Source organism: Methylophilus sp. Leaf416 (assembly GCF_001424665.1).
Taxonomy (GTDB): domain Bacteria; phylum Pseudomonadota; class Gammaproteobacteria; order Burkholderiales; family Methylophilaceae; genus Methylophilus.
Map to the genome: position 1 here is coordinate 69574 of NZ_LMQS01000001.1, position 15990 is coordinate 85563.

At 47.4% G+C, this 15990-nt stretch carries 14 protein-coding genes and 1 tRNA gene; 5 read left to right on the forward strand and 10 right to left on the reverse strand.

What is annotated here, in order from left to right:
* Positions 1–64: 64 nt before the first annotated feature.
* The 5 genes from clpX to ASG34_RS00340 form a co-directional block, all read right to left on the reverse strand.
* Positions 65–1354 carry an ATP-dependent Clp protease ATP-binding subunit ClpX gene (gene clpX / locus ASG34_RS00320; RefSeq protein ID WP_055825082.1) on the reverse strand — a complete coding sequence of 430 codons (1290 nt, stop codon included), beginning with the start codon at positions 1352–1354 and terminating at the stop codon, positions 65–67.
* A gap of 33 nt (positions 1355–1387) precedes the next feature.
* On the reverse strand, positions 1388–2032 hold the full coding sequence (gene clpP / locus ASG34_RS00325; protein WP_055825085.1) for an ATP-dependent Clp endopeptidase proteolytic subunit ClpP: 645 nt from the start codon (positions 2030–2032) through the stop codon (positions 1388–1390).
* Between the two features lie 3 nt (positions 2033–2035).
* On the reverse strand, positions 2036–3343 hold the full coding sequence (gene tig, locus ASG34_RS00330; protein WP_055825088.1) for a trigger factor: 1308 nt from the start codon (positions 3341–3343) through the stop codon (positions 2036–2038).
* Positions 3344–3617: 274 nt separating this feature from the next.
* A complete protein-coding gene (locus ASG34_RS00335; RefSeq protein ID WP_055825091.1) occupies positions 3618–3998 on the reverse strand; it encodes a RidA family protein in 381 nt (126 codons plus the stop codon).
* A gap of 169 nt (positions 3999–4167) precedes the next feature.
* Positions 4168–4252: transfer RNA gene (locus ASG34_RS00340), tRNA-Leu, on the reverse strand.
* A 164-nt stretch (positions 4253–4416) separates the two neighbouring features.
* Between ASG34_RS00340 and ASG34_RS00345 the strand changes: the two genes are divergently transcribed.
* The 4 genes from ASG34_RS00345 (at position 4417) to ASG34_RS00360 (ending at position 10417) form a co-directional block, all read left to right on the forward strand.
* Positions 4417–4653, forward strand: coding sequence for a hypothetical protein (locus ASG34_RS00345; protein WP_055825094.1), 237 nt, complete (start codon positions 4417–4419; stop codon positions 4651–4653).
* A gap of 92 nt (positions 4654–4745) precedes the next feature.
* Complete coding sequence (locus tag ASG34_RS00350; protein WP_055825097.1) at positions 4746–6164, forward strand: TolC family protein; 1419 nt, start codon at positions 4746–4748, stop codon at positions 6162–6164.
* Positions 6161–7225 (forward strand): efflux RND transporter periplasmic adaptor subunit, encoded by a 1065-nt coding sequence (locus ASG34_RS00355; RefSeq protein ID WP_055825099.1) that lies wholly within the window; start codon positions 6161–6163, stop codon positions 7223–7225. The genes ASG34_RS00350 and ASG34_RS00355 overlap by 4 nt, the downstream gene beginning before the upstream one ends.
* Positions 7226–7261: 36 nt before the next feature.
* A complete protein-coding gene (locus ASG34_RS00360) occupies positions 7262–10417 on the forward strand; it encodes an efflux RND transporter permease subunit (protein WP_055825102.1) in 3156 nt (1051 codons plus the stop codon).
* Here ASG34_RS00360 and ASG34_RS00365 read toward each other — a convergent pair.
* From ASG34_RS00365 to ASG34_RS00380, 4 genes are read right to left on the reverse strand one after another with little or no spacing between them, the layout of a single operon-like run.
* Positions 10395–11045 (reverse strand): amino acid kinase family protein, encoded by a 651-nt coding sequence (locus tag ASG34_RS00365; protein WP_055825107.1) that lies wholly within the window; start codon positions 11043–11045, stop codon positions 10395–10397. The genes ASG34_RS00360 and ASG34_RS00365 overlap by 23 nt on opposite strands.
* An 18-nt stretch (positions 11046–11063) precedes the next feature.
* A complete protein-coding gene (gene pabB / locus ASG34_RS00370; RefSeq protein WP_055827170.1) occupies positions 11064–12491 on the reverse strand; it encodes an aminodeoxychorismate synthase component I in 1428 nt (475 codons plus the stop codon).
* Positions 12482–13534: a hydantoinase/oxoprolinase family protein gene (locus ASG34_RS00375; RefSeq protein ID WP_055825110.1), complete on the reverse strand. Its 1053-nt coding sequence runs from the start codon at positions 13532–13534 to the stop codon at positions 12482–12484. The genes pabB and ASG34_RS00375 overlap by 10 nt, the downstream gene beginning before the upstream one ends.
* On the reverse strand, positions 13531–14634 hold the full coding sequence (locus ASG34_RS00380; RefSeq protein WP_055825113.1) for an ATP-grasp domain-containing protein: 1104 nt from the start codon (positions 14632–14634) through the stop codon (positions 13531–13533). Before ASG34_RS00380 ends, ASG34_RS00375 begins: the two co-directional genes overlap by 4 nt.
* Between ASG34_RS00380 and ASG34_RS00385 the strand changes: the two genes are divergently transcribed.
* Positions 14629–15324 carry a HisA/HisF-related TIM barrel protein gene (locus ASG34_RS00385; RefSeq protein ID WP_055825116.1) on the forward strand — a complete coding sequence of 232 codons (696 nt, stop codon included), beginning with the start codon at positions 14629–14631 and terminating at the stop codon, positions 15322–15324. The two genes, ASG34_RS00380 and ASG34_RS00385, sit on opposite strands and share 6 nt — an antisense overlap.
* Positions 15325–15373: 49 nt before the next feature.
* On the opposite strand, the gene hxlB is transcribed toward ASG34_RS00385, so the two are convergent.
* The gene (hxlB, locus tag ASG34_RS00390; RefSeq protein WP_055825121.1) at positions 15374–15910 is read right to left on the reverse strand and encodes a 6-phospho-3-hexuloisomerase; all 537 of its coding nucleotides are present in this window, start codon (positions 15908–15910) and stop codon (positions 15374–15376) included.
* Positions 15911–15990 lie beyond the last annotated feature (80 nt).

A 15990-nucleotide genomic window follows, 5' to 3' on the forward strand; every position in this document is an offset into this window, starting at 1 on the left:
GAACGGATTCTCTTGTGACATAGATGGTATCTTGCAATAGCCCGAAGGCTATTGCAAGCATGATTTAACTTGCGTTTTCAACGCGTTTTTGGGCATCCTGATAAATCAAGATGGGTTCAGAGGTATGCTCGATCACACCTGCATCGACAATGACTTTGGACAAATCTTTGAGCGATGGCAGTTCATACATCAGGTCAAGCAATGAATGCTCCAGGATAGAACGCAGGCCTCGGGCACCGGTTTTTCTTTCCAATGCTTTTTTGGCGATCAACCGCAGTGCAGAGTCCTCAAACTCAAGCTCAACGCCTTCCATCTTGAACAATTTCATATATTGCTTGGTCAGCGCATTTCTTGGCTCAACCAGAATTGTCATCAATGCGGCTTCATCCAGCGATTCAAGCGTCGCCACGACTGGCAACCGACCAATGAACTCCGGAATCAAACCAAATTTGATTAAATCTTCTGGTTCCACATCACGCAATACTTCACCTACAGCGCGGATATCTTCTTTGCTTTTTACTTCAGCACCGAACCCAATACCACCTTTTTCTGAACGGTGGCGAATGACTTTATCCAGCCCGTCAAATGCACCACCGCAAATAAACAGAATATTGGTGGTATCTAACTGCACGAACTCTTGATTCGGATGTTTACGCCCACCTTGTGGTGGCACTGAGGCAATCGTGCCCTCAATCAGTTTAAGCAAAGCTTGTTGTACACCCTCACCCGATACATCGCGAGTTATGGAGGGATTGTCAGATTTACGGGAAATCTTGTCGACTTCATCAATATAAACAATCCCGCGCTGCGCTTTTTCAACATCGTAATCACACTTTTGCAGCAATTTCTGCATGATGTTTTCTACGTCTTCACCCACATAGCCTGCTTCAGTCAAGGTAGTGGCATCAGCCATGACAAACGGCACATCCAGCATTCTTGCCAGAGACTGTGCTAGCAGTGTTTTACCTGAACCTGTAGGCCCGATCAGTAGAATATTACTTTTCTGGACTTCTACATCATCTTTATTGTTTTGACCACCGTCAGAAAGCGGGTTGTAACCCAAACGCTTATAGTGGTTGTAAACCGCTACAGACAAATTCTTTTTAGCTTGCACCTGACCGATGACGTACTGATCAAGAATGGCGCAAATTTCTTGTGGTGTAGGCAGCTTTTTATCTGCTGACTTGATCTCGTTCAGACTTTGAATTTCTTCACGAATAATGTCATTGCATAAATCTACGCATTCATCACAAATAAATACAGAAGGGCCTGCGATCAGCTTTTTAACTTCATGCTGACTTTTGCCACAAAACGAGCAATATAAAAGCTTTTCGCTATCTGACTTATTGGCCATATTTATTCCCCTGCTGGTCGTCCTGCACTGATATTAAACAGTACGTGCGGCAATTACCTGATCTACCAATCCATAATCTTTGGCAGCATCAGCACTCATAAAGTTATCACGGTCTGTATCGGCAGCAATCCTGTCGACCGGCTGGCCGGTATGATGCGCCATGATGCCATTCAACTTGTCTTTTAAATACAGAATTTCTTTAGCATGAATGGCAATATCTGAGGCCTGGCCCTGGAAACCACCCAATGGCTGGTGAATCATTACACGTGAGTTTGGCAGGCAAAAACGTTTACCTTTTGAGCCAGCTGTCAACAGGAAGGCGCCCATACTAGCGGCCTGACCAATACATAAAGTACTTACATCAGGCTTGATAAACTGCATGGTGTCATAAATAGACATACCAGCAGTGACCGAACCGCCTGGTGAGTTAATGTACAAAGAAATATCCTTGTCAGGATTTTCAGCTTCCAGAAACAGCAACTGCGCTACAACGAGGTTGGCGGTCATATCATTCACCGGGCCAATCAGGAAAATAACGCGCTCTTTAAGCAAACGTGAGTAGATGTCATATGAACGCTCACCTCTACCACTTTGCTCAATGACCATTGGGATATACCCAAGACCTTGCGGCTCCATTCTTTCTTGCATCATGCCATCATGTGCGTTCATATAATTCATGGTTTAAGCACCCATCATCAATTCATCAAATTTAATTTTTTTGTTGGAGACTTTTGCTTTTTCAAGCACCCAAGCCACTACATTTTCTTCAGTCGCCAACGCTGCTGGCTCATCCAGACGTTTAACATCCGCGTAATACCAGGTCACCAATTCAGCCGGTTTCTCAAAGCTCAATGCAAAAGTATCTACCATTGCACGCACTTGATCCGCATTGGCTTGCAAATTATGGCTATTCACCACTTCAGTCAAAATCAGGCGCAGTTTAGCATTGCGTTGCGCTTGGGCTTCAAATAGTGAAGGATCCATGGGCACTGTTTGCGGGTCGACACCACGCTCACGCAAGTTTTGTGCTGCAACCTGCATCAATCGGTTGGTTTCAGCTGCAATGATAGATTTTGGCAGCTCAAAAGTAGTTTCGTTCACCAGCGCTTCAAATACGCTCTCTTTTAAACGTGCTGCTATGCGTTTGGCTACTTCTTGTTCCAGGCTTTGTTTGATTTCAGACTTCATCGTTTCCAGATTGCCATCTTCAACACCCAGGTTTTTAGCAAATTCCGCATCCACCGCAGGGTAAACCGGCTGCGAAACTGAAATGAACTTCACAGCATAACTTACTGTTTTACCAGCCAGTTGCGCTGGATTATGGTCAGCAGGATAAGTGATATCGAATGTTTTTTCAGTACCGGCTTTACCACCCACCAAAGCATCATCAAACTCGCTGACACGGCCAGGCTCACCAATCACCAGGTCAATACCACGGTCGCCAGTGCTCTCAACCTGCTCGCCATCGATGGAAGCGCTCAATGTAATGTTAATACGGTCAGCTTTTTTGGACGCGCGTTTTACAGGCTCGTAAGTAACACGCTGCTTAACCAATACATCCAGTGTTTTTTCAACATCGGCGTCAGTAACTTCTAACGTTGGGCGTTCGATTTTGACTTTGCTCAAATCGCCTACGGTGACTTCAGGAAAAATCTCAAAAGTCGCTACATACTCTAATTCTTCAGCCGCTTCTTTAAATGGAAGATGCTCAATGTTCGGGAAGCCGGCAACACGCAGTTTGTTTTGCTCGACAGCATCACCAAAGCTGGTTTCAACCGCTTTGGAATAGACTTCATCACGCACCTGGTTACCGTAGTGCTGATTTACCAGACCAACCGGCGCTTTGCCTGGACGGAAACCTGAAAATTTGGCGGTGCGCGAAATTTGTTGCAAACGTTGTCTGATTTGCCCTTCCAGCGGAGCTAAAGGGACTTTAATTGTCATGCGACGTTCCAAGTTGCTGACTGTTTCAACAGATACTGCTGCCATGCTGCACTTCCTGTAAAAATCGTTTGATAACGATGGGTTATGTGAATGGGCGCGCCATTGCGCGTCTCAATGAATGTTTAGCATAACCTGACCATACTCTATAAGCTTTACAAAGTGATCAAATCATGAAAAAAGAGCATAAAAATATAACACAAGTCTCAATTGAAATAAACTTCAAAACAGCACTCAACCCAGATGCAGGTTGCAGAGGCGATGTTGCGCGTTTCGATTAGATAAAACAATAGACCCGCAAGGATTTGAAGAGTCTTAGCCTTTAAATCTCGCCTAATGCCACAATGGCTTCAATTTCAACCAGTACATCGCGCGGCAATTTAGCCACTTGTACAGTAGAACGTGCCGGAGTATGGGTGCCAAAGGCCTCGCCATACACCTGGTTCATCGCCACAAAATCATCCAGGTTTTTCAAAAAAACAGTGGTTTTAACCACTTGATGCAAATTACCACCTGCTGCTTCAATAATCGCCTGCAGATTTGCCAGCACTTGCTGGGTTTGCGCCACCACATCGCCGTCATTCAAGCTGCCATCAGGGCGCAAAGCGATTTGTCCTGAGGTATACAGCGTGTTACCGACGATTACGCCTTGCGCATAAGGACCTATTGCTGCCGGTGCATTTGGAGTTTGTACGATTTTCATGATTTATTCCATTATGATTAAGTCAACAACCAATTAAGGCAGTGCCCAAACAATAAAGGCCTCCTAGGAAGGAAGCCTGATTGATCGTAATACAATTTAAATTTGATAAATTTTAAAATGCCGCCTTAAAACTTATGCCATACTTTTTTTTCATATGGCTTTAAATGTATGGTGCGAAAGGAGAGACTCGAACTCTCACGCCTCGCGGCGCTGGAACCTAAATCCAGTGCGTCTACCAATTCCGCCACTTTCGCATTGCCAGTCATACATGCAAGCATTCATGCGTGTACTACCGACTTCGCCATTATAGCGCATTCCAACTGCGCTCACAATCTACCTGACATCACATTGACAAGCCGAGCATTCAACTGCAAGATGCGGAATTGATTATCGTAAATAGTTAGTGTCAGGACAGGATATGCATTCAGCCGAAGAAAATATGCTCAGAGCAGAACTTGAGCTTTTAATGAGAGAACGTGAAGTGTTGCTCAAAATTGCAGGCGTTGCTGCAGGATTGATTGCAGAATTAAATTCGGCAGACCTTCCTATCCGTACTGTAGAGGCCGCTGATTTGCTGGCAACCAGCATTAACCAGTTACCAGAAGACCTGCTCCAGGATGCACTGGATGCTGTCAACGCGACTATCGTCGAATAAATTGTTGAATAGTGCTTCAACGTTGAGCATTTCGATCAGCCGGCTAGATTTCACCGCCAATACGCGCGCTATTTTTAAATACTGTTGACAATATGCGTTACCTAGCCTGCTTTTGCCCGCTATTACTCGCAGCATGCGGCATTGCATACCAGGCCCAACCAATACAACAGCAGCAAAATATTGAAAACATTCAGCAAGCCTCGCCTACACAGGAAGGTTTCAAAGAGTTTGTCCGCACACAATACCCGCAAACTGTTTGGCCGATTACTTCATGGGATATAGACAGGCTGACATTATCAGCCCTCTACTTCCACCCTGCCCTTAAAGTAGCCAAGTCTGATTATGCCGTTGCACTCGCAGGCATTACCAGCGCGGGCCTGCGCCCAATGGTCGGTTTGAATGGCCAGCTTTCGCATAGTAACCAGGCCAACGGCGATATCAATCCGTGGGCTTATGGCTTGCAAGTCGATATTCCATTTATCACTGCCAATAAACGCCAGATCAATATTGACATTGCGCAGTACCAGGCAGATATTGCCAAAATATTTATTTCAGAGAGTGCCTGGATGCTCAGGCAGCAACTGAGTCTGGATTTGATCACGCTGGCAGAACAGCAGGCCTTGCATTCCAGCCTGACGAAACTGCAAAAGTCGCAGGCGGATTTATTGAATGCCTATCAAAAAAGGCTGGACCTTGGTGTGGCGGGTAAGTCTGATGTGCTGCCGATACGCCTGCAGCATGATCAAGCGGCCTGGCAGCTACAACAGCTGACATTGCAGATCAAGCAAACCCAGCAAAAAATCATGCATGATGCAGGCCTGACCGACCAGCAAAATGTATCCCTGAATATTGCACAGCTGAACATTTCTCAAATTCTTAAGGCCAGATTTGACCAACCGCAAACCTATCAGGACGCAAAAACAATCCAGCATTACGCATTAACCAACCGCATGGATATTCAGCGCGGGCTGGCACAATATGCCAAGGCAGAATCACAACTGAGGTTGGAAATGGCAAAACGCTACCCTGATATCTCATTAAGCCCGGGTATCTTGTATGAATATGGTGACAGGATCTGGGCGCTGGGTATTGGCGGCATGCTGAATCTGCTAAATAAATCATCAGACCTGTGGGCATATGCCGAGCAGGTGCGGCAGAACGAGGCGACACGCTTTTATGCCCTGCAACACCACATTATCCAGTTATCTGAACAAACCTATTTAAAATATCGTGATACAGCCAATCTGCTGATTACAATGACGCAGGAATACACCCAGCAATCCAGCCGCAAGCAGCAGTTGGAAAGCCAGTGGCGTAAAGGTCTGATTGATAAAACGGAATACCTGCAAACTGAAATCCAGTTTTATGCCGCACAGCAACGACTGGTCATACAACAGGCCAATGTGCTGCGCGCACTGCAGGAAATTGAGAATGTCATGCAAAAACCATTGCTTTTATCAGAGCAATCGATGACATTTGCCATAAAGACACAAGAGGCGCCATTAAAATGAATAAAAAAGCACTCTGGATTATCGGGGCTCAGATTGCACTTATTATCCTGCTGATTTGGGCGGTTGTCCTGGTTGGCCGCGATGAATACGAGACCATGCAGGATGACAATGAAGAAGAAATTGAAGGCCCATTGCATGTAGTCGAGCAACACGGACTGCAGCTCGTGCAGTTAAACCTGGCCACCCAGCAAAATAGTGGCATCCATGCAGAACCGCTGCAACCTTATGACTATCATGGCAATATCAAGGTTCTTGGCACTGTGGTGTCCATTCAGACACTGGTGGATTACAACAGCCAGTATCAGCAGTTAAAAACCCAATTAGCCATTGCCGAAAGCATATTGCCTAACCACCAATTGCAATATCAGCGTTATAAACAATTAAATGAAGACGATAAAAACGTCTCTGACAAAGCGGTTCAAGAGGCGCAGGCACTGGTGATTAATGACCAGACCCAAATCAAGTCTGCGCAGGCACAATTAAAAGCGTTGACGGATACCATAGTCGCACAATGGGGTAAACCGTTGGCGACATTGATTACACAGCATCCTGCAACTGGCTCGCTGCATGATTTACTGACGCAAAAAAAAGTACTGGTACAAGTCAGCTTCCCGCTTAATTTCAAAGAGCCTGAAGCAAACTCGACTATTTTTATTTCGCCAATCCAGGATGAAATCAAACCTGTGCGTGCCGACTATGTTTCCCAGTCTATCCAGACTGATATCAGCAATATCGGTAAAACCTACTTCTATAGTGCGCCGGCAGAGTTCCTGCGCGTAGGAATGCGCGTCAATGTGGTGCCTGCCCAGTCGGCATCCTCTATGCTGAAAGGCGTGATTGTGCCCAACCAAGCCATTGTATGGCATGGCGGTATGGCCTGGATTTATGTCAAAACCAAAGCAGATACGTTTTTGCGTAAACCAGTGGCTTCTGATGTAGAGCTTGACAATGGCTGGTTTGATAATAGCCTGCGCCCGGGTACTGAAGTCGTCACCCATGGGGCGCAATTGCTGCTCTCGGAAGAATTTAAATTCCAGATTAAAAATGAGAATGACGATTAAGCCGCGCCAACTTAAGAGCCGGAAAGAGCCACAGGCATGATGTCAGCACTGGTCAGATTCGCGATTCGATTTTATGGCGTGATTATCGGCCTCGCACTGCTGGTGTTGGGTTATGGTACTTATAGCCTGACTCAAAGTGATTTAAACGTCTTCCCTGAGTTCGCCCCTACCCAAATCGTTATCCAGACTGAATCTCCTGGCCTGTCAGCCAGCCTGGTAGAAAAACTGGTCACCCAACCGATTGAAAATATCATCGCCGGTGCCATTGGCATTAAAAGCCTGCGTTCACAGTCCATTCCGGGATTGTCTGTCATCACGGTTATTTTTCAGGATAAATCGGATATCTACCGAAACCGGCAAATCATCGCCGAACATCTGAATATGCTTGGCAACCAGCTACCGCCAGGCATCACCCCCAATATTACCCCGCTCACTTCTTCTGCCAGTACGGTGCTGGGTCTAGGCGTCACCTCGGACAAACTCACCCTGATGCAGTTGCGTACCTTGGTTGATTGGCACCTGACGCCACATCTTATGGCGATTCCAGGCGTCGCGGATATCAATGTCTTCGGTGGCGAAGTCCGCCAGTTCCAGATAAAAATTGATCCGCGCAAGCTGATGCTATACCAGTTGAATGTACAGGATGTGGTGAATGCCGCAAGCCGCGCCACCGGAGTGCGCGGAGCCGGTTACATCCAAAATGATAACCAGCGCATTATTTTGAATAGCCAAGGCCAAACTACTACGCCGCAGCAGTTAGGTAATATCACGTTAATACGCAAGCTGGGGCGCACTATCCGCATCAACGACGTGGCAGAAGTTGCTGAAGGTGCAGCACCATCGATCAGCGCTGCCGCCATTAACGGTAAACCTGCGGTGTATCTGTCTGTGCAGGGCCAGCTGGGTGCCAACACCTATGCGCTTACCAAATTACTGGAAACCAAGCTGCGGGATATCAAGCCCAGTCTGACAAGTCAGCAAGTCACTTTGCATGAAGGGCTGTTCCGTCCGGCAAACTTTATTGAAACCGCGATTCAAAGCTTGCGCTCCGATATCCTGATTGGCTCAACGCTGGTCATAGCCGTGCTATTCCTGTTTTTGTTTAATGTCCGCACGGCAGTGATTTCTGCCACGGCCATCCCGCTTTCACTGCTTTCTGCCATTGTTGTGCTGCATCAATATGGCGTGGGCCTTAATATCATGGTGTTGGGTGGACTGGCGATTGCATTGGGCGAAGTGGTTGATGATGCCATTATCGATACGGAAAATATTTTTCGGCGCTTGCGCGAAAACCGTCAACTTGCGCAGCCTTTGCCGATTCCACAAGTGGTTTTCCAGGCCTCCATGGAAGTGCGCGGCTCTGTTGTCTATGCCACCATTATTGTCGCACTGGTATTTTTACCACTAATCACACTGACTGGTGTAGCAGGTAAATTGTTTGCACCTCTTGCCTATGCTTATATTTCAGCCATCATGGCCTCACTCGCGGTCGCACTTACTTTGACGCCAGCGCTATGTTACGCCCTTCTCGGCAACGCGCGGCTGGACAATCAGGAATCACCGTTACTGCGCTGGTTGAAGCAAAAATATGTGAAAGTGTTGCACCACATAGAACATCGTTATCAGCTGATCCTGGTCACCAGCTTTGTCTGTATTGCTATTGGGCTGGTGTTATTGCCGCTGTTCAGGAGCCAGTTTATTCCGGCCTTGCATGAGGGCCACTACATCCTGCATATGACAACCGTGCCGGGCACTTCAGAAGTGCAGTCCCTGAAACTTGGCAACCAGGTGACCAAGGTGTTACTGGAAATCCCGGGCGTAAAAAGCGTTGCCCAGTGGGTTGGTCGTGCGCCTAATGCTGCCGATACTTTCGGCACACATTACAGCGAGTTTGAGGTTGAAATCGGCACCGTTTCAGGTGCCGATCAGGAACGTATCTATCGCGCTATCCGAGAAGAACTCTCGGGAGAAACTGAAGATGACGATGACGACGGCAAAATAGAATTAGGGTTTCTAGGCGCAAACTTTGCAATTAATACTTTTTTAAGCGAGCGTATTGAAGAAACCATTTCAGGCTATGCTGCTGGCTTGGTGATTAATATCTATGGACTTGACCTGGATGCACTCGACCGCGATGCGCAAAGAGTAGCGAATGTTCTAGGCAGCATACGCGGTGTGCGCGATGTGATGGTGCAATCGCCACCGGAAACGCCCGAAATTGCGATAAGGCTCAAGCAGGAAAAACTTTCATTATGGGGTTTGCAGTCTGTGGATGTACTGGACACGGTTAAAGCAAGTTATGAAGGTGTGCCGGTCAATCACGTGTTCATGGGTAACCGTTCTATTGGCGTCAGCGTATTGCTAAACGACGCCAACCGGGATGATATTGCTGATATGCGCAACATCCCGATTTTTAATGCTGAAGGTCAAATGCTGAAACTGTCCGATGTGGCTTATATCGCACAGGAAGGTGGCCGCTCCAAAATTTTACACTCTGGAGCAAAACGTATTCAAACCATTACTGCCAATATTGCAGGCCGCGACCAGGAGGTTGTGCTCAGTGAAATACAGAAAGCCTTACACCAGAAAGTGACCCTCCATACCGGAAATTATATGGAATTTTCAGGCGAAGCTGAGGCCAATGCCGAGTCCCGTCGCGATTTAATCGTCCATTCAATGGTAGCCGGCGTCGCTATTTTCCTCATGCTTTATATCGCTTTTGGCAGTTTGCGTAACCTGTTATTGACTTTCGCCAACCTGCCCTTCGCGTTGATCGGCGGCATCGTGGCAACATTCTTTGCGGGTGGGTGGATTTCAGTCGGCACGCTGGTTGGCTTTGTAACGCTGTTTGGTATCACACTGCGCAATTCGATTATGATGGTTTCGCATTTCCAGCATCTGGTCGATAAGGAAGGTTGCGAATGGAACATGGAAACCTGCATCCGTGGTGCGACTGAACGCTTGCCATCAGTTTTAATGACTGCCTTGGTGACAGCACTTGGTTTATTGCCGCTGGCGATTGGTAGCGGCGAACCGGGACGTGAGATTGAAGGTCCGATGGCGACCATTATTGTGGGCGGTCTGATTTCTTCCACCATCCTCAATTTGCTGATCTTGCCGACCATCATGCTGCATTTTGGCAGGTTTGAGAAAACAAGCCAGTTTGAGACTACAGAATCAGGCGCCCGTTAAGCACTTTGGTATCCAGCCCTTGCTGAAACAAATCAAATTCGCTTTGATGCACTATCCAGGATTTGAATGCTGATTGCGGCAGGATTTTAGATAATCCGGCATCCACAATGCCCATGGCTTGCAAATCAGCCAGCGCAAAAGAAGTTTCTGGCTGCTGCACCCTGTCATCCGATTTAACTAGCAGTAAATGGCTGGCTTCAAGCTGGCAGGCCAGCCAGGCAGCCAAGCTGTCGGAAGTCGTTTCCCAGTTTTCCGGTAACGCTGTGTCACCCCATAGTTCCGGGTTCAATGCCATTTCACTAGGCAACCAGACCAGCCCCCGGTGCTGCCAGCCGCGCTCAGCGATTTCAAGTGGATTTCTAGCCAAAGCAAGTTCCGGCAGCATGGCTACCAGGCTGCGCGCCATTTGGTCCATGGCATAAATAGCCAGCGCATGCGCATGCAAGTCACTGATATGGCCATCGGGCAGCTCGGCACGTATTTGCTGAAATTGACGCACCGCATCGGCATACACACCGCCGCCCGGCACAATAATGATTTTCCCATCGCCCCAACGGACAACCAGCTCCAGCCATTTGAGCAGACTGTCATGGTGTGTCACGCTTCCTCCAAGCTTGATCACCCACATGATGTTTTCCCGAAAAAATTAAGAATGTGTTTTAAATTGCGCCACCAGTTTAAGAAACTGCGAAGCTTTATCCAGTGTTTCCTGGTATTCCTTATCGCAATCAGAGTCAGCAACTACTCCACCACCGGCATAAAACGTCATGGTCTGGTTGCAGATAACCGCTGTGCGTATGGATATATTGGTGTCCATACTACCATCAAATCCAACATAACCGATGCTGCCACAATAAATGCCGCGCCGGTGCGGTTCCAGCTCTTCTATAATTTCCATCGCCCGCAATTTGGGGGCGCCGGTAATGGAACCACCGGGGAAACAGCCGCGTAGCAAATCCATTGCATGATAGCCACTGGCAAGCACACCGCGCACAATGCTGACTAGATGATGCACATTGGTAAAACGCTGCAAACGAAACAGAGCATCTACCTTGACCGAGCCAATTTCGCATACCTTGCCGATATCATTGCGCAATAAATCGACAATCATCAGGTTTTCGGCTCTGTCCTTGATACTGCCAGCCAGCGACTCTGCTTCCTGCTTATCCATTGCTGCATCTGCATGCCGGGGGCGCGTGCCTTTTATCGGACGTGTTTCCACTTTATTATCAGTCACTTGCAAAAAACGCTCCGGCGACATAGAAAGCACTTCAAACGGCATCCCCTGCCCGTCATCCACCTGCAAATAAGCCATAAACGGTGCTTTGCTCAATTGGCGGAACTGGTCATACGCTTGCCACGCATCGCCTTGCACTTTGACAGCCAGCCGTTGTGCCAGGTTAATCTGGTAGCAATCTCCCGCCAGAATATAGTCTTTTACTTTCCGGAAAGCTTTTGCATAAGTAGGCTTGTCCATATTATGCGCAATGTCGCCCACTACGCTGAATGCCTGTTTCTCAGGCTGCTCTTTGGGCTGCAATAGGCTAAGCTGCAATGCATGGAGTGAGTCAGTAGTGTTAAAGCGGGCATGTGAAACCAGTTGGCAACAGCGTTTATGATGATCGACCACAATCGCCCAGTCATATATGCCGACCAGCAACTCAGGCAAAGGCATATCCTGTGCGGCCAGTTCAGGCATAGGTTCGATGCTGCGCCCCAGGTCATAAGAAAAATAACCTAGCGCGCCACCGGCAAAAGGTATATCGGTCACCCGGTCAACCTTGTGTGGTGCCAAGAAACGCTTGATGACTGCAAAAGGATCTTCTTCATACTGTTGCAGTGCATGTTTAACATGCACCTCTGTGACCGGGCGACGATGAATAATTCTGGCAACCGGTTCAGCAACCACGATATCAAACCTGGCGCCGAGGCTGATCTCTTCATCGACTGAAAACTGCTTTTCAACGGCATCAACACGCCCACTTTCCAGCAACATGGGCCACACCAAATGTCTGACCTGTGTTAGCCAATAAGCACCTTCGTGATAAGGTAATTCCAGCTGAATCAATGCCATGCCTGCCATAACCTCGCAACGGCATACGCCGGAAAACACACTTCTGCGTCGTTCTTTAATTGAGGATCATCAGCCAATATTGATGCCGATGCCGGTTTGTAAATCATGCCTAAGCGATGCGCAATCTCAGGCAACAAGAAACTGCCTGCTCCTAGCCCTGTTAAGGTTTGCGGTTGCATGGCTGACTTTTTTGTACAAGATTGAATCGCATTGACCAGTATGTTCAATTGTTTATCCCTGAATGCTTGCGCCAGCGAGCGCCAATGGATTGTATCGCCATCTTCCAGGTCATGACCTACCATGCGTGCCAGGCGCCGCGTGCTAGCATACAAAGAGCGATCCTGACCATCTGCTGTATCCGCCAGATCATGCTTAGAAGGTAATTCTTGCAGCACGCGGTAAACATCGGCAGTGGTAGCAAAATACTCGGCGGCAATATGACGCGCCTGTTGCTGCCACTCGATATAAGGTCCTAATGCCATCAAAGGGGTACGGACCACACCAGTGTAGAGCAAACCCTGGCTGGCCATGCGTTCGGCGTCTGTCCAGCCATTAGCCAGCACCTGCTGTGCATTGCAAACCGTAATATCGCAGGTGGTACTACCGATATCTACAATCAGCATACTTAAATCTGCATATATTTCTGCGAGGCATTGCGCTGAAGCATGCCAGTTCATAGAGGCGATACCAGATTCCTTGCCATCAACTAAAGCAACAAACGCAGATTTATCAGCTTGTGAAGCCATATAGAACATGGCTTGGGGCAAGTATTTTTTCACAGTGTCTGCAATAGCGCGTACGCCTTGAGCACGGTTCTCGAATAAATCCACCAGTTCGCCAGTCATGGTCACCACATGCATGGATTGATTTGGTTCCAAAGACCATAAATCCAGCACTTTTTGCAATGAGTCTTCGAGCCGGTCCAGACCCTTCCATAAAGCACACGCCTGCTGTGATACTCGCAAGACGCGCCCTTGCGCATCCAGCATCACCGCTTTCACATGCGCGCCGCCTATATCCCAACCAATGACCACATTACTCATACAGTAAAACTTTCATTCGACACAGCCTTGTACTCTGTATCAAACTCCACTGCAACAGACGGCAGTTCCAGCGAAACCGACGATTGCGCTACACACTCTGACAGCCTGTTATGTAAAACCGCATCCAGTATGCATTTGGCTGGATTCTCAGTAACTAACTTGGAGAGTTCAATATAGGGAGTTGTCAATCGAGGATTAATCTCAACCAAGGTTAACGCATTGCTATCAGTCAATATCATGTCCGCACCCCAATAACCAATCAATCCCGGAATAGCTTTTTTAATGCGTTCAGCCAGCGCTTGCATCAAAGGTAAATACTGCGCTGCCTGATTCACACCCGCACCCTCAAAGCTGAATTTTCCCTGGTTAATAGTGATCCTTTGCTGATGACCTGCAATTACTTTTACCTGGTCCTTGGTTGATAAAACAGACATGCTTAAAGCTTGACCGGCGATATAAGGTTGTAACAGTAATTTATCATAAGGTAATGAAGAATTATTTTTTATATTATTATTAAATTCAGTGACTTCTGAATCATTTTTAAAGTGAAAAGTATGTTCGCAACCAGCCCCATCATCGGGTTTAATTACCCAACCAGCCATGGTATTTTCATACCAGGTCAAGGATTGTAATGGTATTGACTCTTTTAAATAGCGACCAGGAATAACTGAAATCCCTGACTGATCGCAAATGTCGGTCATTAACGATTTGGAAGTTGTTTTCCGGATGGCATCTGCGCTACACCCAATCCAGCATTTTCCTGCCTCTTGCACCAACTGATACATGCGTTCAAGGATGCAATCCGTCTCTGGCGCGATTACCCAGCAGGCATCTACATCGTTGGTAGCCAATTGTTTACGCCAGAGTGCAAAAATATCATCTGCAGGCTGTATAGCCACGCTAGATACGCTGACTGGAGGCATCACCCTGACATCATGGCTGGTGATACAATTCACATCCAGCTCAGACAAGTCAGCCAGCAGAGCGTCGCGCATCAGCAGACCTTCCTGTAGCAGGCTGGCTGGCATTGATTCAGATGCCAGGCCACCGGCACTGACATACTCACAAACCCAGATGTTCAAACGAGATTTATTTTGCATATTATTCCCGTCATCGATTTGATGCATGGCCAGGTAGTACAAGCCATTCAGGGGCAACGCCAATCTTACCGTCCCATACAATCAAAATTGACAGACAGTCACGCCCTGCTCGATGTCGTGAATGCTATTTTACAAGTTTATGCATTTGACTGTGTGTATATTGCCGATTTAAATGCCATTACCGGTGATACCACATTGCCAAACCATAGAGACTACATTGCCGAAGCCATGCAGGTATTCCCACAGATTCAGTGGTGGGTGGATGCCGGCTTTAAAAGCACTGCAAACCTTGTACCCTGGCTAAATAACGCTATCAGGCCGGTACTCGCTAGTGAATCTCTATCGGATATTCACACTTATGAAAAGCTGCGTGAAATGGCAGAAAACAGTGTGCTGTCACTGGATTACTTCCAGGATGGTTTTCATGGTCCGGAGATACTTGAAAAAGATCACGCATATTGGTCGCAACCGACTATTGTGATGAGCTTGCCAAAAGTCGGTGCCAATCAGGGCCCGGATCTGGAAAAACTACACGCAATCAAACAGCCTACGCATACAGGGTTATATGCGGCAGGTGGTGTGAGAAATATGCACGATATCTACGCGCTGGAAAGCACTGGTGCGGAGGGAGTACTGATCGCCAGCGCCTTGCACCAGAAAAAAATCACGGCGGTAGACTTAAAGGGTTAGGTCAATAAAAAACCGGCCAAGGCCGGTTTTTTTACTGCGGGAATAAGCTTTATTCCAGGTTTGCGTGCAATGCGCGCATACCTTCTTCAGTCAGGCCTTTAGCGTGAATCAACTCTGAGATTGCGCCTTCCAGGAATACCAGGGTAGACAATTCAAATTGACCGCCCATTGGCATCCCTTTGACCAATGGGAAGCTGTCGTCCTGACCGATTTGAACAACCAGGTCAGCCACATCTGCCATGGCAGAAGATTTCTTCATGGAAATAACCACTAGTTTAGCGCCAACTTCTTTGGCTTTTTTCACGAATGGCAACAGGGTTGCAGTACCGCCAGAACCTGAAACCAGAATCAGCAGGTCGCCTTTTTTGATGGCAGGAGTCACTACTTCGCCAATCATGAAAACGCTGTAGCCAGAATGTACCAAACGCATTGCAAAGAAACGTGAGACCAACAGCGAGCGACCTGCGCCACCGATAAATGTTGAGCCTGCTTCTTCAACTAATTTGAGTAATTCAGCCGCTTTTGACTTGTCAGTCACGTCTAAAATACGTTTTAAATTGTCCAAAATAAACTGTTGATGATCCATGTTTTTGTCCTGTTGTAGTCAAAATATCAAATAAAAAACCCGACACATTGCTGAGTCGGGTTTTTATAATCGCTGATCAA